The sequence below is a fragment of the uncultured Paraglaciecola sp. genome (assembly GCF_913058035.1).
GTDB lineage: Bacteria > Pseudomonadota > Gammaproteobacteria > Enterobacterales > Alteromonadaceae > Paraglaciecola.
This window is the reverse complement of the sequence record NZ_CAJXPA010000103.1, coordinates 1-16,757: the sequence shown is the minus strand read 5'-3', so window position 1 is coordinate 16,757 and position 16,757 is coordinate 1. Positions and strand designations below refer to the sequence as shown.

The window sequence follows — 16,757 nt, the reverse complement described above, 5'->3', positions numbered from 1 at the left end:
AATGCCAGATAAGTATGGGTTGCAAATGATTAAGGAAGTGCGTGACCGAGGTTATGTCATGCCTATATTGATGGTTTCGGCAAATACTCGTGATGCTCAAGGTCATATGGCTGACGGTTGTTTTCATAATGGGTATATGGCTAAACCCATTAATTTAACAGCCTTGTTAGGAAAAATTGGTGAACTGATGGATATTCATTGGCAGTATGCAAAAACTGAAAGTAAGCATGCTGTGGCTGCTGCGCAACACGAAATTAAAAGAAATCCTGTGAGTAATGACCAGTATAAAATACTGATGGCATTGGCTGAAATAGGCTATCTATCTGGTTTTAAAAATAAATTAAAGGAATTAGGTACTCAATATCAATTCCCCGCAGAAGTCACATCACAAATAAATGAGTACGTTGAGTTATGTGATTTTCCAAGAATTATTGGCTATCTTGAAGAGTTGTGCAATGAATAACAAAATTAACTACGTGGTGTTGGTAGTCGATGACTCTCCTGAATCATTGGGCATGCTTAATGTGGCATTAAATAAACAGGGGTATATCGCGCTTGTCGCCCTTAATGGCGCACAAGCACTTTCTATTGCTGAGAAAATTGAGCCTGATGTAGTGTTGTTGGATGCTGTTATGCCTGAAATGGATGGTTTTGAAACTTGTCGTCGATTGAAATTAAGACACCCCAATACTCCAATTATTTTCATGACAGGACTTACTGACGTAGAGGACGTAGTGAAAGGCTTTGAAGCTGGTGGCATCGATTATGTGACTAAACCTATCTCACCTGATGAAGTTATCGCACGGATAAACACCCATATTAACACGGCGAGGTTGGCACTTAGTGCACAAGATGCATTAGATCATGCTGGTAGCAATGTATTTTGTGTCACGGATCAAGGACGACTATCCTGGGCAACACCCAAAGCACACCAGTTAATTGATTCTTTTTCTGGCGATGATATGAGCCCATGGGCAACGCTGGCTGACTTATTTAAAGTCTGGTTGGCTACGGGCGGTCAACAAAACCTGAAAGTAAACTGTTTTGTGACATCTTTTGAAATTATGTATGAGCGTAAGCAAAACGACAAACATATGCTCAAAGTGGTTGAGGCGAAAATAGAAAAAACACCCTTGGAGTTGCAGCAAAATCTGCCTATCACCAAGCGTGAGTCTGAAGTGTTATATTGGGCGTCTCATGGTAAATCTAATTGGGAAATATCACAGATATTATCGATGAGTCATCGCACGGCTAATAAACATCTAGAACAAATATATAAAAAGTTAGGCGTAGATAATAGAACGTCTGCCGCTGCCATCTCGATACGAATATTAGAGTCGTAGATAATACACAAGCTTAAACAGGTTGGACTTGTGGTGCCTGATAGTTTCTCTATACTGCGCGTCAACAAGGTGAGGGTTTATGAGCGATATTACACAACTTCTTGAAAATAATAGACAATGGTCTGAAGAACAGAAAAATTCTGATCCTGAGTTTTTTAATAAATTGTCAGAGCGTCAGAAACCTGAATATTTATGGATCGGGTGCTCCGATAGCCGTGTTCCAGCCAATCAAATTGTGGGACTCATCCCAGGCGATATCTTTGTGCATCGCAATGTGGCTAACTTGGTAGTGCATACTGATTTTAACTGTTTGTCTGTGTTGCAATATGCAGTTGATGTGCTGAAAGTGAAACATGTGATCATTTGTGGTCATTACGGTTGTGGTGGTGTAGACGCAGCGTTACAAGACCAACAACTTGGTTTAATCGATAACTGGTTGGGGCATATTAGAGACATTGCTTATAAGCATAGAGCACAGCTGTCTGTTCTCAATGAGCAGGATAAGTGTGCTCGGCTATGTGAGCTTAACGTGCTTGAACAAGCTGATAACGTTAAACGCAGCAGTATTGTTAAAGAAGCCCTCAAGCGTGGTCAGCCATTGCAGGTACACAGCTGGATATATAGCCTACGAAATGGGCGTTTGAAAGATTTGTCTAAGGTTAGAAAATAGGATCGGGATGATGTTCAAGTATTTCTTAGGGTGTTGTTTTTTAGCTATATCTACCTTCGGCTTTGCTGAACAACACACATGGTATTTTGTGCGCCATTTTGAAAAACACTTAGGTGATAACCCAAGCTTAACTGAAATAGGTAAAGCTAGGGCAGAAGCACTGGCCGTTTTTTTTTCGGATAAATCTCTTAATCATGTCTACTCGACTGATTACCATCGAACGCTGGAAACCGCCACTCCCATTGCAGTACTCAAAGATTTATCAATAGAATATTATAACCCTCAGATTTTAGCTGAATTCGCCACCAAGATAAAAAAATTGGATCATGTTTTAGTGGTGGGTCACAGCAATACCACCCCACAAATATTGAGTTTAATGGGCGGCGAGGATATTCATATCGAAGAAAGTGATTACGGTATTGTTTACAAGCTTCAAAAGCATAATTTCGAAATGACTACAAAGAGAATTCATATTCCTTTCAATTAGTCTTAACATCCAACCGCTTTGTTGTTAGGTTAATTTAATAAGTTATCTTAGTGAAAGTTTTTTATGAATGGAATCATTCGTCTTAGTGTCGTTTTCATTTTTACTCTCTTGTCTTCTGGTACTTTCTCAAAAGAATTGCCGGTCGAGAATTTTAGCCAACTCCCTAGTTTTACTCGACCTAATCTGTCTCCAAGCGGTAATAAAATTGCCTACATCAGAAATTTTCAATCACCAGAAATAGCATTATTAACAACCGTTGATTTACTAACGGGTAGAAAGCAACACATAGTTAAATCTGATAACGAAGAAAGAAAAATACGCTGGTTTACTTGGGCTAATGAAAAAACACTTATAGTTAGCATCGTTTTTGCCTCAAAAAGATATCGAACAGATACGACCGAAACTCGCCTTTTAGCTATTGATATTGACGGAGGCAAACCAGTCCAAAGACAAGTCGTGAAAACGAAAAGGGGCATGTACGACGATGGCCATGTTTCTCAGTTTCAAGATTCTATCGTATCCTTTTTGCCCGATGATCCCGAACATGTGTTGATAGAATTGGACTTGGATGTCGCTAATTTACCGAGTGTTTATAAAATCAATGTCAATTCAGGTAGGAAATCTCGTATTACTAAAGGCAAGATGTCTGTAAGAAGCTGGATGGCCGACCGTCAAGGTAACCTACGTTTAGGCGAAGCATTAAATTATAAAACCGGTGAAGCGGCTATTCGAGTGCGAATAGGTGAAGATGATAAATGGCATAAAATGTTTGAGCATAATGCCTTAGAAGAGCCTGGAATTACTCCTCTTGGCTTTGCCAAAGACCCTAATATTTTGTATTACAGTGCTTATCAAAATGATAAAAAAGCGCTGTTTAAAATACACCTTCCTTCTAAAGAAACCACTTTGGTTTTTGCTGATGATGACTATGATGTTGATGGCTCATTAATTTATTCGAAAAAAACCAATGATGTGATTGGTCTTTATCACCCCAATAGTGACGATGGGCGGATTTATTGGGATGAATCGAATGATAATTTTCAAAAATCATTAAACAATGCCTTACCTGATAGTGATGTATATTTAGTCGATTTTAGTGAAAATGAGAGTATCTATCTGTTGTATACAGAAAACGATTACACGCCAGGTATGTATTATTTAGGTGACCGCAAAGACAAGTCCCTGACACCCATCTTCGAGCAATACCCGGACTTATTACCTGAGGTACTCACCGAACACAAGTTTGTTACTTATACAGCCAGAGATGGCACTGAATTAGAAGGCTATTTGACTTTGCCTTTGGGTGTTGACGGTCCTGTTTCAGCGATTTTGCACCCTCACGGTGGGCCGGGAGCGCGTGAGAGCGATGGTTTTGATTATTGGACTTCTTTTTTTGTCAATCGTGGTTATGCTGTGTTTAGGCCAAATTTTAGAGGGTCAACGGGGTACGGATACGAATTTTCTCAAAGCCAAATGAAGGGTTGGGGATTAACTATGCAGGATGATTTGACCGATGCTGCTAATTGGCTAGTAGAGCAAAAAATCGCTAAACCTGACAGTATGTGTATCGTTGGTGCTAGCTATGGCGGTTACGCTGCAGCAATGGCTGCTGTTAAAACACCTGACTTGTTTAAGTGTGCAATTAGTTTTGCTGGTGTGACAAACTTGAAGAGATTAGTCTACAGAAGTCGAGGATACACCAACAGTAAATTTGTCAAAAACCAGATTGGTGATGATTCGGATGATCTTGAAGCTCGCTCCCCATTTTACCAAGCAAAAAAAGTTAAAATCCCCATGTTGTTTTTACATGGTGGAGATGACCGAGTAGTGGATGTCGAGCAAAGCAGGATGATGGTCGACGAATTACAAGACTTAGATAAGCCCGTTGAATATATTGAATTTGAAAACGGAGACCATTATTTATCTATTCAAAGAAATAGGCATGCTGCTTTTAAGGCAATGGATGTTTTTTTGAAAAAACACTTAGAAGAGTCGCTGTTTTTATAAGTAGCGACTTAAAGAATAAGCTAAAAACTCTAAGCGTTATCAACTGGTAGTGCTAGAATTCTGACCCTTAAAATCTAACGGCTTCAGTATGTCATCTAATCGTCACCCAGCTTCTGGCAAGACAAATAGCAAAACAAATAGCAAAACAAAGGCCGACATTGGTTTATTCGAGTTTGTGGCGCTTATGGCAACAATGACATCATTGGTGGCTTTGAGTATAGATTCCGTTTTGCCTGCATTATCTCAAATTGGTGCTTACTTAGAAGTGACTGATTCTAGACAAACCCATCTAATTGTCTCAGTATTTTTTGTTGGTATGGCTTTGGGTCAACTTTTTTATGGGCCTTTATCTGACGACAAAGGCAGGCGTTATGTGATTATCTCTGGTTTGATCGTATTTGCTGTAGGGTCATTAGTTTGTATCAATGCTGAATCGTTAGAAGTGATGTTAATTGGCCGTGTTATTCAAGCCTTTGGGGTTTCAGGCCCCAGGGTTGCTACATTAGCAGTGATCCGAGATAAGTATGAAGGTGAAGCTATGGCCAGAGTCATGTCATTCATCATGATGGTGTTTATATTAGTGCCTATGTTGGCACCTATTTTTGGTCAAACCATATTATTTTGGTTTTCATGGCAGCATATTTTTTCATCATTTTTGATTTATGGGTTGTTGATTGGCTTATGGTTTTTTATTCGCCAACCAGAAACATTACCTAAAGAAAAGCGTCTACCTTTTAGTTGGTCGCAATTGAGGATTTCAAGTAAGTTTATTCTGACTCATAAACTAGTCATGTGTTACACCCTATCGTCTGGAACCATCTTTGGTGCATTTTTAGCCTACATCAGCTCCTCTCAAACTCTGTTTCAAGATATTTATGATACCGGTGAGTTGTTTCCTATGTACTTCGCTATGTTGGCGTTTTCTATAGGACTGGCGTCTTTTATTAATGGTAACTTAGTCATGCGTTTGGGTATGCGCAAGTTATGCACTTGGGCGATGTTAGGATGGTTGTTATTCTCATCAGTGTTAACGTCATTATGTTTCGTTTATGATGGTGTCCCACCACTATGGCAATTTGTTTCTGTACTGTTTTGTACGTTTTTTTGTATTGGAATTTTGTTTGGTAACGTCAACTCTATGGCTATGCAGCCTCTGGGTGCAATGGCAGGTTTGGGCGCAGCAATTATTGGGTCCCTAAGTAGTATTATTTCAGTTCCCACTGCCATTTTTATTGGTAGTTTTATTGATTCTTCTATTACGCCTGTGGCATTAGGGTTTTTAGGATTTGGTAGTGTTTCGTTTGTATTATATTGGAATGCAAATAAATCTTAGTTTTGCTTAACGTGTTGTAAATATATAAGTGGTTCATCTTTTAATCAGCAAGTTTTGGTTAGGATGCAAACCGCTGGATAGGTTGATTCTTATTCAAATGATGATTGCTTCATTTCGAGCGCTGCGTCATATGTTGTATCAGTTTCTTGGTACATACGCGGCGCTTTTTTATATGTAAAACAAAACCTAATTTACTTTACTAATCGAATATTTGGTTTTACATGACAGTTTTCTAAAATTTCAACCTGTTTGCATGTCTTAAAGCCGTTCTTAACTCTGTCATAACTAATGTTTTTCATGCCCATTGACTGGCAGAACTTGTAAATAGTCATAAAGTCTTCTTTGCTTAGCTCTTCGTCGTTAACTGCTAAATGCGAGTCTATATACATTTGATCACCATTGGCTGTCAGGTTTGCGATCGCCGAATAGGGCTCACCGTGTTTTTTCACCTTTAGAGCCTTGACCATCTTAACTTCAAAGACCCACTCGCCCATTTGAGCAATACGTGTTATTGATTTATTCATTCATATTTAATCTTATTGTGCATTTTTGGATTGAACAACAGAGTTGTTGATGCAGTGTTTCTGGTTTGCAAAAGCCTTCTTAGAAGCAGACAGCGAGTCATAGAGTATTTAGCAAACCTTACTTAGTAAACCTTAGTTAGCAAAACACAGTCAGCAAATCACAGGCCATGTCTGCAACATGTTTAAAACTGAGGGCTCCCCCATTTTTTCTAAATTAAAGTGTATATATTTGGCGACACAAGGTTTTTTCTTTACAAAGAAGCAGCAGTAAATAATTGATTTTGCTGATTTTTTAATCATTTTGTTTCGAATGTAAACAAATCCAAGCTGTTGGGTCGTCTTTCATCGCATACACCTACAAATTATCCTTAATCCAGATACAAAAAAGCCCAGCTAAATAGGCTGGGCAAGAAAGCTGGGCAAGAAAGTTGGGCAAGAAAGCTTTTAACAAGCACCTACGACATAAATCTATCAATTCATAACATTAAATGCTAATTAAATGCTAAGAGCTATACCGTTTCTACTATGGCTTTCATGTCAGTCATATAGCCACGTAATTTAGCGCCTATAGTTTCGACTCCGTGTTCTCTTATGGTTTTATTGATATCTACCAGCTTTTTGTTATCAACACTGTTAGAGGCGGTTATGTAAGCTTTGCCGATAAGGTCAGTACCAATGCTTGGCATCAGCTTCTCAGCTAATAAAGGGATAGCTGCATTAGCAAATAAATAGTTACCGTATTCTGCAGTATCAGAAATAACGACGTTCATCTCATATAAACGCTTTCGAGCAATAGTGTTAGAGATCAGTGGCGTCTCGTGCAACGATTCGTAGTAAGCTGACTCAGGTAAAATACCTGCTTCGACCATCACATCGAAGGCTAATTCAACACCAGATTTTATCATTGCGACTAAAAACACACCGTGGTCAAAATATTCTTGTTCGTCGATTAGACCTGCAAATACGGGTGCATTTTCAAAACCACTTTGGCCCGTTTCTTCGCGCCATTTAAACAAGTTAACATCATTATTTGCCCAGTCTTCCATCATAGTGCGAGAAAATTCACCGCTGATGATGTCGTCTTGGTGTTTGCCAAAAAGTGGTCTCAATAACTCAGTTAATTGTTCAGATAATTCAAAGGCTTTTACTTTGGCTGGGTTAGACAATCTGTCCATCATATTGGTAACACCACCAATTTTTAGTGCTTCGGTGATGGTTTCTAAACCGTCTTGGATCAGTTTACCTGCGTAACCTGCATCAATTCCATTAGCTACCATTTTTTCATAACCCAATACTGCAGCTACTTGTTGCATACCACATAAAATGGTTTGTTCGCCCATTAGGTCAGATTTTACTTCAGCAACAAAAGATGATTCTAATACACCGGCACGGTCGCCGCCTGTGGCCGATGCTAACGCTTTAGCGATATCCCAGCCTTGAACTTGAGGATCGTTTTCAGGATGCACAGCAATAAGAGTGGGTACGCCGAATCCACGTTTGTATTCTTCACGTACCTCAGTACCCGGACACTTAGGTGCACACATAACGACCGTAATGTCAGAACGAATTTGCTGGCCTTCTTCAACAATATTGAAACCGTGCGAGTAGCCTAGGGTCGCACCTTTTTGCATAAGAGGCATAACCGCTTCAACAACACTTGAGTGTTGCTTGTCAGGAGTCAGGTTATAAACCAAATCAGCAGTTGGGATAAGTTCTTTATACGTACCAACAGTAAAACCATTACCATTTGCGCGTTGGAAAGAATCACGCTTTTCGTCAATCGCAGCTTGGCGCAATGCATAGGATATATTTAAGCCTGAATCACGCATGTTCAAACCTTGGTTTAATCCTTGTGCACCACAGCCAACAATGACAATTTTTTTGCCTTTGAGAAAATCACAACCCGTAGAAAACTCTGCACGTTGCATAAAACGGCAACGACCAATTTGGTCTAATTGTTGACGTAAAGATAATGTATTGAAATAATTTGCCATGGTTAAAATCCTATTTATTTTTTAATGCAATTTAATGATTCACTTGCGATAGAACGATAGTAGAGGTAAATCAATGTTGTTTAAAATGATATATTTGCAATATAATGTTGCATAATTAGCAACATAGCTGGCAACAGGTCATTTAGATGGATATTCGAACCTTAGAATTGTTTCAACATTTAGCCAGTAGTCTACATTTTGCTAAAACGGCAGAATCGATGTTTGTGAGTCCTTCCACATTAAGCCGCTGTATTCAAAGGCTTGAACAGGAATGCGGTAGCACTTTGTTTGTGCGGGATAATCGTAAGGTCAAACTGACTGCTGCGGGCTCAAAACTTTTGGGATTTTCGCAACAAATTTTGACTGAGTGGAAAAAAGTGAAATGGGAGCTGCAACAAGAACATCAGCAGTTACAAGGTGAATTAAGTTTGTTTTGTTCAGTCACAGCCAGCCAAAGTCATTTGCCCAGACTATTAGACAATTTTAGGCATAAATATCCACAAATAGAAATCAAACTGAGTACAGGCGATCCCGCTTTGTCAGTTAGTAAAGTCATGCAACAAGAGGTAGATGCGGCGATTGCTATTCACACTCCTGACTTTCCTGCAGAACTAGCATTTTTATCTCTAGGTGAAATACCGCTGTTGCTTATTGCTTCCAAAGACACCCTATTAAATCGACTAGAGCAAGTGGATTGGTCTCAACACTCTTTTATTTTACCTGAGTCGGGCCCATCCAAACGTATTGTGCATCATTGGTTTGCTGAACAAGGCATAAGGCCGCGTATTTATGCCACAGTGGCTGGAAATGAAGCAATAGTGAGCATGGTGGCACTAGGTTGTGGATTGGGCATAGTACCAGAGGTTGTATTGGATCATTCCATTGTAGGACAAAAGGTCAATCGTATCGCGCTCGATGACATTGAGCCTTACCAATTGGGCTTATGTTGTTTACAAAAAAGGGCTGATGAGCCAGCCATAAAAGCTTTGTTTAATTGTTAGCTATTAATTATTTATCCTTCTCAACCATTGATTAACTGTGTCAACATCCTATCAAAAGCACGATAGTTTAAGGCTTCCGCTAAATGCTGCCTATTGATATCCGCACAATGTGCCAAGTCAGCTATGGTGCGTGCGACTTTTAATACTCTGTGGTAGGTACGTAAAGATAATCCCAATTTTTCTACTGCTTGTTGTAAAAATAACTGCTCCTCTTTTTCTAGTTTGCAATATTTATCAACCTCTTTGCTACCGAGCTGTGCATTGGTTTTGCCACAGCGATTTAGCTGTAATTGGTGGGCTTGAATGACTCTGGTGCGAACAACCAAGCTACTTTCACCACGACTTTTCACGTGCTCAGAAAAGTCATTGGTGGGCAATTTAGGTACATCAACTTGTAAATCGATACGGTCTAAAAAGGGGCCAGAAATACGGTTAAGATAACGCAAAATCTGTTCGCAGCTGCTGCGCCCATCGTTTAGGCTGCCTGTCGGGCTGGGGTTCATTGCAGCAACAAGTTGAAATCTAGCAGGGAATTGCGCTTGCCTAGCCGCTCTAGAAATACTGACTGTGCCAGACTCTAATGGTTCACGTAATACATCTAGCACTTTGCGATCAAACTCAGGTAATTCATCAAGAAAAAGTACTCCATTGTGTGCCAAGGAAATTTCACCGGGTCGGGGAATACTTCCGCCTCCCACTAAAGCGACAGCAGAGCTAGTGTGATGAGGATGGCGAAATGCACGTTGTTTCCATGTCGCTGGATCAACGGGTTTACCCACAATGGAGTGAATAGCTGCGGATGCTAATGCTTCTTCGTCTGTCATAGGGGGTAAAATGGTGATCAAGCGACTTGCTAACATGGTTTTACCTGTTCCGGGTGGCCCGGTAAATAACAGGTTGTGTCCTCCTGCCGCCGCTATCTCTAGTGCACGTTTTCCAGATGCCTGACCAACGACGTCTTGTAAATCATTTTCATAAGTCACTTGTTCTGCTGTGGATTGTGCTTGGTATAAATCAAGAGTGCGTTGCCCTACAATATGATGAAACACATCTAGTAGTTGATTGGCCGGTATAATGTTGGCGTATTTAATCAACGATGCTTCAGCCGCATTTTCGACAGGTAAAATAGCAGTTCGTTTGGCTTGTGAGCATGCATAAGTAAAAGGTAATGCACCTGTTATTGAGCGAATCTCTCCCGATAAAGCCAACTCTCCCACAAGTTCAATGCCTTCTAGTTGATTACCAGTTAGTTGGTTACTTGCGGCGATTATGCCAATAGCGATAGCTAAATCAAAACGTCCACCTTCTTTGGGCAAGTCTGCTGGGGCTAGGTTAACTGTGATACGTTTTGCTGGAAATTCAAAGCCAGAGTTGATTAATGCACTGCGCACTCTGTCCTTGGCTTCTCGTACAGAGGCTTCAGGTAATCCGACTAAGTTAAAACAAGGCAAGCCATTGGACAGATGCACCTCAACAGTAATAAGGGGGGCGTCGATACCTACACTGGCTCTTGAATAAACTACGGCTAAAGACATAGCAACTCCATTTGCGAACAAGGTGAGCTTTAAGGCTAGCTAATCATTAAAAAATTGCGAGTTATTCATCTTTTACTGAATCATGCGGGTTAAAGACAGGAAGATGCCAGTGCCACTTCATTGCGCATAAACGACAGGTTAAGGTGATGCCAAAGCCTATTATCATGCAGCTTACAGTGTTCAAACCTAGTTTAAAGGCTAATATGTAACTGATCCCCCCAATAATACAGGCGGTTGCATAAAGCTCACCCTTCAAAACCATTGGGATTTCTTGGCAGATTACGTCTCTGATTAATCCTCCAAATACAGCTGTCATGGTGCCTAATGCAATGGCGATAAGAGGAAATGCACCGTAGGTCAGGGCTTTTTGTAAACCCATAACATTAAAAAAAGCTAAACCAAAAGCGTCAGCAAAAAACAGGTAGCGTAGCGGAAAAGTGTCTTTACTACGTAGCCACATAATGGTGGAAAAAGCTGCAAGGATGATCACATAAAAAAAGCTTGGGTCTTGCACCCAAAAAACGGGTAAGTCTAAAATCATATCCCGCAAAGTACCACCACCAATGGCAGTAACTGAGGCAAGTACCACTACACCAAAACCATCCATATGTTTTTTATAAGCCATAAGCGTGCCTGCGATGGCAAACACGGCGACTCCTGCTAAATCTACCCAATGTAACCAAGTTTCCATATTCCGCCTAAAGTACAAGTTTGTTCATTCAAGAATGATAAAATTTATTTTGGTTAAGTATATCATCCTCTAAAAAAGCATATAGCAATGCTTGATCAAAAGATCAGCTTCATGATATTTCTGTAATATGTAAGAATAAATAAAGTTTATGATGCAACGCTCTATTCTTTCTTGCGCAATGCAATGACGATATCCCTGATAGAAGGGTAATTTTATTGCGGGAATAGTGCGAGAATAGTGGGAGAATAGTGTGGTAATGGTCAATGTTAAAACCCCTCGTGCGAAAGTTTGAGGTTTTTTTTGTAAATGGCATTTTGCTTTAACGGATAAGTTAATCAGTGGCCAAGCCTACAAATACGCAGTGAGAAAATGTGTGCGAGCGATCAATCATGGAAACTGATATCTCTTGTGCGTAAAGTCTCATTTGCTCTTAAAGCTTATGCTTTGTTAGCCAACAGAGTTGATGAAAGTACGGTGCGCGATGCATCGAAATTGGAAGATTAAATGACACGTTCAGCTAATGAATATCTAAAAAGTATATTATTATCGCCCGTTTATGACGTGGCGGTGAATTCTGATTTGCAAAAATTAGAGAAGCTTTCTGCTTCTTTAAGTAACGATATTTGGCTAAAGCGAGAAGATCAACAACCGGTTAAATCGTTCAAATTGCGTGGTGCTTATAATAAAATATGCCAGCTTTCTGATGAACAACTAGCGAAGGGGTTGGTCGCTTCTTCCGCGGGTAACCACGCTCAAGGCGTAGCTTATTGTGCTAAAAAGAAGGGGGTTAAGGCAACTATTGTGATGCCTGCTACTGCACCGGATATTAAGGTTGAAGCTGTTCGCAATTTTGGTGGTGAGTGTGTGAATGTGGTTTTGCATGGCACCAGTTTTGAACAAGCAAAGGAAGAAGCATTACGCCTGTCTAAAGAATACGGTTTCACCATGGTTGCTCCTTTTGATGATGAAGACGTTATTGTTGGCCAGGGCACCATAGCTCGTGAATTACTCGAACAAAACCCGGATTTAGATACTTTGTTTATCGCTGTTGGTGGCGGTGGTTTGATCGCGGGTATTTCGGTATTTCTCAAACAGCTTAAACCCGAGTTAAAAATTATTGCGGTGGAGTCTGATGAGTCAGCTTGTTTGCAAGCGGCTATGTTAGCAGGTAAACCTGTGGCCCTTGAGCATGTGGGCATTTTCGCTGATGGTGTTGCGGTAAAAATTATTGGTGAAGAGCCTTTCCGTTTATGCCAGAAATATGTAGATGAAGTGATAACTGTTAACACAGATGAAATCTGTGCTGCGATCAAAGACATATTCGATGATACACGGGTGATTGCCGAGCCAGCAGGTGCATTGTCTATAGCTGGTATCCGCAAATATCTTAGATCTAATCCTATGCAAGGTAAGAAGTTTGGTGGCATTTTATGTGGCGCTAATATTAACTTTCATACGTTACGATATGTATCTGAACGTTGCGAATTAGGCGAACAAAAAGAAGCCGTTATAGCGGTTAAAATCCCTGAGCGTAAAGGTGCATTCAGAGCGTTTTGTGAGCTCTTAGGCGGACGAGCCATCACCGAATTTAATTATCGTTATTCCACTGACCGTGAAGCTCATATTTTTGTCGGCATTAAGTTGAGAGAAGGCCGTCAAGAGTTAGCACGACTGACAGATTCGCTTAGCAGCAATGGGTATAAAAGTTTTGACTTATCCGAAAACGAAATGGCTAAATTACATGTGCGATACATGGTCGGTGGCAGGCCACCAAGCCTTCTCAATGAAAAATTATTTTCTTTTGAATTCCCAGAACACCCTGGGGCATTAATGAAGTTTTTGGATACACTAGGAGAAAGATGGAATATTACGCTGTTCCATTATCGCAATCATGGAGCAGCTGAAGGTTTGGTTCTGGCAGGCTTTGATATTGTAGATGCTGACCGTGGCGAATTTGATAAACACCTAGCTAAGCTGGAGTATTTATATCAAGAACAGACCGAAAATCCAGCATATAAGTTCTTTTTGTCTGATTTGAATGGTGTATTTGAGGAATAGGTATTTGTTAAAAATGCAAAAAATAGTTGATGATATTACGGCGCAGATGGCTTCAAAAACTGAAAAAGGCGTTGTGGCTAGCTATATCCCTCAATTAGCATGTGTTAATCCAGAGCAATTTTCGATCAGTGTCGCTTTAGCTGACGGCTCAGTCTACAGTGCTGGCTGTTCACAAACCTTATTCTCAATACAGAGTATTTCAAAAGTTTTCACTTTGACTTTAGCTCTAGGAAAACTAGGTGAACGAGTTTGGAACAGAGTAGGGCGGGAACCTTCAGGTGACCCTTTCAACTCTATTGTTCAACTTGAACACGAGCAAGGAAAACCCCGTAACCCTTTTGTTAACGCTGGTGCTATCGCAATAGCTGATGCCATTATTCAAGGCCATTTACCAAAAGAAATATTAGCAGAAATTTTACAGTTTATACGGTTTTTAGCAAATGACGAAAGCATCTCCATAGACGAGAAAGTGGCACGTTCAGAGGAATTAACGGGTGAAAGAAATGCGTCGTTAGCGCATTTTATGGCATCATTTGGTCATTTTCAAAACCCCGTAGATGCCGTTTTAGGTACTTATTTTCATCATTGTTCTATTGCAATGAACACCATACAGTTGGCAACTGCGGGACTATTTTTAGCCAACAGTGGTGTCAATCCCATCACAGGTTATCGGGTTGTATCATCAGATAGGGCAAAACGCATCAATTCCCTGATGTTGATGTGTGGACATTATGATGGCTCAGGAGAATTTGCATATCGTGTTGGTTTACCTGGTAAAAGTGGCGTAGGTGGCGGCATACTCGCGATTGCGCCTGGCAACGCATCTATCGCCGTATGGTCCCCAGGATTAGATACTATTGGTAATAGCAAACTTGGTACTGAAGCGCTAGAATTGCTGACGGAAGAAACGGGTTGGTCGGTTTTTGGGCAATAACCTATATTTGCGCCCAAGAAAAAGCATACTGAACTCATTTAAATCATCTACCTAAAAATACTAGGTATTTTAGCCAAGAAAATTCTTTCAGCGCATTTTTAATGTGACTGCCTTGATTGATTAGCCACATTATGGACTCTTTATTTTGCATACACTTTCAGAATTAAAGGCTGGTTTTCTAGCTGGTATTTCCCAATTAACGTTGTCAGAGAACCTTAGCATATTCCCAACTGAAATTTTATCGTTAGCCGATTCGTTAGAGATCTTGGATTTGTCCAATAATCGTTTAAAAACTATACCTAAAGAAATAAAACGACTTAAAAAGCTTAAAATTATTTTTGCCTCAAATAATGATTTTGAAACATTACCTGAAAGTCTTGGGGAGTGTGAAAACCTTGAAATGGTCGGATTTAAGTCAAATAAAATTAAATATGTACCAGCTAAATCATTACCCATAAAGCTACGCTGGTTAATTTTAACGGATAACAATATATCGATTCTGCCAGACGCCCTAGGTGAAAGGCCAAGATTGCAAAAATTAGCCTTAGCGGGTAATCAACTTGCACAGCTACCATCAAATTTAACTCAATTGACCAACCTTGAGTTAGTGCGTATTTCGGCGAATCAATTAACTGAGTGCCCTGATCAATTATTAGCTCTACCTAAGCTCGCTTGGTTAGCATTTTCAGGAAATCCGTTTTCACAAACCAACATTGATGTCCAATCAGTTCCCTTCGTGCCTTATTCAAGTTTTACTCTACAAGAAGTGCTGGGACAGGGGGCATCAGGTGTGATCTCAAAAGCAGTCTGGAATACACCAACCGATGATTTTCCTGATGAAATTGCAGTTAAGGTGTTTAAAGGAGAATTAACCAGTGACGGTTACCCAAGGGATGAATTGGAAGCTTGTTTAAAAGTCGGCAGCCATACCAGTTTGGTTAAGCCTTTAGCTCAGGTAAATGAGAAAGACTGTTTAGCTTTAGTGATGCAACTTATCCCTAAACAATACAGCAACCTTGGTTTACCACCGGATTTCGATACATGTACTCGCGATACTTTTGAGGTGGGTTTCTCACTACCGGTCCAACAAGTCATTAAAATAGTGGAACAAATGCAGTCAGTTTTTTCCTATTTACATGAAAATCAGGTAAGTCATGGCGATTTATATGCCCACAACACCTTGCTTGACCAGGATGCGAACATCATCTTTGGTGATTTTGGTGCGGCCACTATGTACCATATGTTAAATAAAATACAGCAGGCCCAAGTTCAAAAAATTGAGCAACGTGCGCTGAATTATTTTATCGAAGACTTATTGAGTGTTTGCGTTGAACAAGACAAAAACAGTAGCGAATATACTTATTTATCTGAAAGTATTGCTGGATTAATCTAGGTTAAAGCTGATTTTTTTATAAACACAGGTGAACCAAACCTCACATTATATTGTGTTATCAAAAAGCGAAAACTGTCAATATTCAGTCCTATTTAGCAACGGTTAATTCTTTTACAACTCGTTGGTATAATTTAAAACATGTCGCGTTAGCAGCATGATTTAAATTTGTTGTAAACGCTGTGCAATTTCTGGGGCAATAAGGTTGATTACATCTGTTCTTAACGCTTCGCTTTGTTCTGAATGTCGAAGTTTTCCGTCGATACCTGCTTCAATCAATGCATTTTCTTTTAATGCATTGATAAAGGTAGATAAAACCTTTTTATCAAAAAATTCAGGTGAATTGATGCCATGTAATGCTGATAATCTTTCGGCAAACTGGGCACTTTTCCTTTCTAGCTCTGCGCGGCTGACTTGTTCTTGGCGAGATAATAATGTTAATACGACTGCGTAACGATGCAACGTTTCTTGAATACTGCGATTGAGTAACCACGATGAGTAAAACGCTTTACTGTTTGCGGGTGGTGGTTGGATTTCAGTTTTATTTGTTTCAAATAAGCCCATTTCTAACATTTTGCTAAGTAAAGATTCAGTATATTCAGCCGCTTGATCTTCATTCATATACATAAACAATTCACGTTTTAATAAAGGATAGAGCTTAGCAACCATAAGTAAAATTTGTTTCTTTGCTAACCCCTTGTGGGCAAAAACAATGGCGGCAATCAGGCCAGGCAGGGCGAATAAATGCAAAATATTGTTACGATAATAAGTAAGGGCAACTGCATTTTGA

The 16,757-nt window shown here is 39.9% G+C and carries 13 protein-coding genes and 2 pseudogenes; 10 read left to right on the top strand and 5 right to left on the bottom strand.

The genetic code is table 11. From position 1 onward, the window contains the following. The 6 genes and pseudogenes from QZ562_RS13670 to QZ562_RS13645 all read left to right on the top strand — a co-directional run. A pseudogene (locus tag QZ562_RS13670) lies at positions 1 to 463 on the top strand (hybrid sensor histidine kinase/response regulator); the annotation flags it as partial. Further along, a complete protein-coding gene (locus QZ562_RS13665) occupies positions 456 to 1,343 on the top strand; it encodes a DNA-binding response regulator (RefSeq protein ID WP_293761058.1) in 888 nt (295 codons plus the stop codon). The pseudogene QZ562_RS13670 and the gene QZ562_RS13665, both read left to right, overlap by 8 nt. 79 nt (positions 1,344 to 1,422) lie before the next feature. Beyond that, positions 1,423 to 2,013, top strand: coding sequence for a carbonate dehydratase (gene can / locus QZ562_RS13660; RefSeq protein ID WP_293761055.1), 591 nt, complete (start codon positions 1,423 to 1,425; stop codon positions 2,011 to 2,013). 10 nt (positions 2,014 to 2,023) lie between these two features. Further along, the gene (locus QZ562_RS13655) at positions 2,024 to 2,500 is read left to right on the top strand and encodes a histidine phosphatase family protein (protein WP_293761052.1); all 477 of its coding nucleotides are present in this window, start codon (positions 2,024 to 2,026) and stop codon (positions 2,498 to 2,500) included. Between the two features lie 63 nt (positions 2,501 to 2,563). Next, a complete protein-coding gene (locus QZ562_RS13650) occupies positions 2,564 to 4,507 on the top strand; it encodes a prolyl oligopeptidase family serine peptidase (RefSeq protein ID WP_293761049.1) in 1,944 nt (647 codons plus the stop codon). An 88-nt stretch (positions 4,508 to 4,595) separates the two neighbouring features. After that, positions 4,596 to 5,840 (top strand): multidrug effflux MFS transporter, encoded by a 1,245-nt coding sequence (locus QZ562_RS13645; protein WP_293761046.1) that lies wholly within the window; start codon positions 4,596 to 4,598, stop codon positions 5,838 to 5,840. A 191-nt stretch (positions 5,841 to 6,031) separates the two neighbouring features. Here QZ562_RS13645 and QZ562_RS13640 read toward each other — a convergent pair whose 3' ends face one another. Further along, the gene (locus tag QZ562_RS13640; RefSeq protein ID WP_293761043.1) at positions 6,032 to 6,364 is read right to left on the bottom strand and encodes a hypothetical protein; all 333 of its coding nucleotides are present in this window, start codon (positions 6,362 to 6,364) and stop codon (positions 6,032 to 6,034) included. Positions 6,365 to 6,873: 509 nt separating this feature from the next. Next, complete coding sequence (ilvC, locus tag QZ562_RS13635) at positions 6,874 to 8,358, bottom strand: ketol-acid reductoisomerase (RefSeq protein WP_293761040.1); 1,485 nt, start codon at positions 8,356 to 8,358, stop codon at positions 6,874 to 6,876. A 146-nt stretch (positions 8,359 to 8,504) separates the two neighbouring features. On the opposite strand from ilvC, the gene ilvY reads away from it, so the two are divergent. Further along, complete coding sequence (gene ilvY / locus QZ562_RS13630) at positions 8,505 to 9,359, top strand: HTH-type transcriptional activator IlvY (RefSeq protein ID WP_293761037.1); 855 nt, start codon at positions 8,505 to 8,507, stop codon at positions 9,357 to 9,359. 20 nt (positions 9,360 to 9,379) lie between these two features. Here ilvY and QZ562_RS13625 read toward each other — a convergent pair whose 3' ends face one another. Beyond that, positions 9,380 to 10,894, bottom strand: a complete 1,515-nt coding sequence (locus QZ562_RS13625) for a YifB family Mg chelatase-like AAA ATPase (protein ID WP_293761034.1) — start codon at positions 10,892 to 10,894, stop codon at positions 9,380 to 9,382. A 61-nt stretch (positions 10,895 to 10,955) separates the two neighbouring features. After that, positions 10,956 to 11,585, bottom strand: a complete 630-nt coding sequence (locus tag QZ562_RS13620; RefSeq protein WP_293761031.1) for a trimeric intracellular cation channel family protein — start codon at positions 11,583 to 11,585, stop codon at positions 10,956 to 10,958. 504 nt (positions 11,586 to 12,089) lie between these two features. Between QZ562_RS13620 and ilvA the strand changes: the two genes are divergently transcribed. From ilvA to QZ562_RS13605, 3 genes are all read left to right on the top strand, one after another. Then, on the top strand, positions 12,090 to 13,643 hold the full coding sequence (ilvA, locus tag QZ562_RS13615; protein ID WP_293761028.1) for a threonine ammonia-lyase, biosynthetic: 1,554 nt from the start codon (positions 12,090 to 12,092) through the stop codon (positions 13,641 to 13,643). Between the two features lie 13 nt (positions 13,644 to 13,656). Next, positions 13,657 to 14,577, top strand: a complete 921-nt coding sequence (locus QZ562_RS13610) for a glutaminase (RefSeq protein WP_293761025.1) — start codon at positions 13,657 to 13,659, stop codon at positions 14,575 to 14,577. 145 nt (positions 14,578 to 14,722) lie between these two features. Then, the gene (locus tag QZ562_RS13605; protein WP_293761022.1) at positions 14,723 to 15,970 is read left to right on the top strand and encodes a leucine-rich repeat-containing protein kinase family protein; all 1,248 of its coding nucleotides are present in this window, start codon (positions 14,723 to 14,725) and stop codon (positions 15,968 to 15,970) included. Between the two features lie 159 nt (positions 15,971 to 16,129). Here the strand turns inward: QZ562_RS13605 and QZ562_RS13600 are convergent. Next, positions 16,130 to 16,757, bottom strand: a pseudogene (locus tag QZ562_RS13600) (glycerol-3-phosphate 1-O-acyltransferase); the annotation flags it as partial.

What these genes read in the sequence shown, in the direction of transcription:
- QZ562_RS13665 (WP_293761058.1), top strand. Translation starts at nt 456, where the DNA reads ATGAATAACAAAATTAACTACGTGGTGTTGGTAGTCGATGACTCTCCT.
- can (WP_293761055.1), top strand. Translation starts at nt 1,423, where the DNA reads ATGAGCGATATTACACAACTTCTTGAAAATAATAGACAATGGTCTGAA.
- QZ562_RS13655 (WP_293761052.1), top strand. Translation starts at nt 2,024, where the DNA reads ATGTTCAAGTATTTCTTAGGGTGTTGTTTTTTAGCTATATCTACCTTC.
- QZ562_RS13650 (WP_293761049.1), top strand. Translation starts at nt 2,564, where the DNA reads ATGAATGGAATCATTCGTCTTAGTGTCGTTTTCATTTTTACTCTCTTG.
- QZ562_RS13645 (WP_293761046.1), top strand. Translation starts at nt 4,596, where the DNA reads ATGTCATCTAATCGTCACCCAGCTTCTGGCAAGACAAATAGCAAAACA.
- QZ562_RS13640 (WP_293761043.1), bottom strand. Translation starts at nt 6,364, where the DNA reads ATGAATAAATCAATAACACGTATTGCTCAAATGGGCGAGTGGGTCTTT.
- ilvC (WP_293761040.1), bottom strand. Translation starts at nt 8,358, where the DNA reads ATGGCAAATTATTTCAATACATTATCTTTACGTCAACAATTAGACCAA.
- ilvY (WP_293761037.1), top strand. Translation starts at nt 8,505, where the DNA reads ATGGATATTCGAACCTTAGAATTGTTTCAACATTTAGCCAGTAGTCTA.
- QZ562_RS13625 (WP_293761034.1), bottom strand. Translation starts at nt 10,894, where the DNA reads ATGTCTTTAGCCGTAGTTTATTCAAGAGCCAGTGTAGGTATCGACGCC.
- QZ562_RS13620 (WP_293761031.1), bottom strand. Translation starts at nt 11,585, where the DNA reads ATGGAAACTTGGTTACATTGGGTAGATTTAGCAGGAGTCGCCGTGTTT.
- ilvA (WP_293761028.1), top strand. Translation starts at nt 12,090, where the DNA reads ATGACACGTTCAGCTAATGAATATCTAAAAAGTATATTATTATCGCCC.
- QZ562_RS13610 (WP_293761025.1), top strand. Translation starts at nt 13,657, where the DNA reads ATGCAAAAAATAGTTGATGATATTACGGCGCAGATGGCTTCAAAAACT.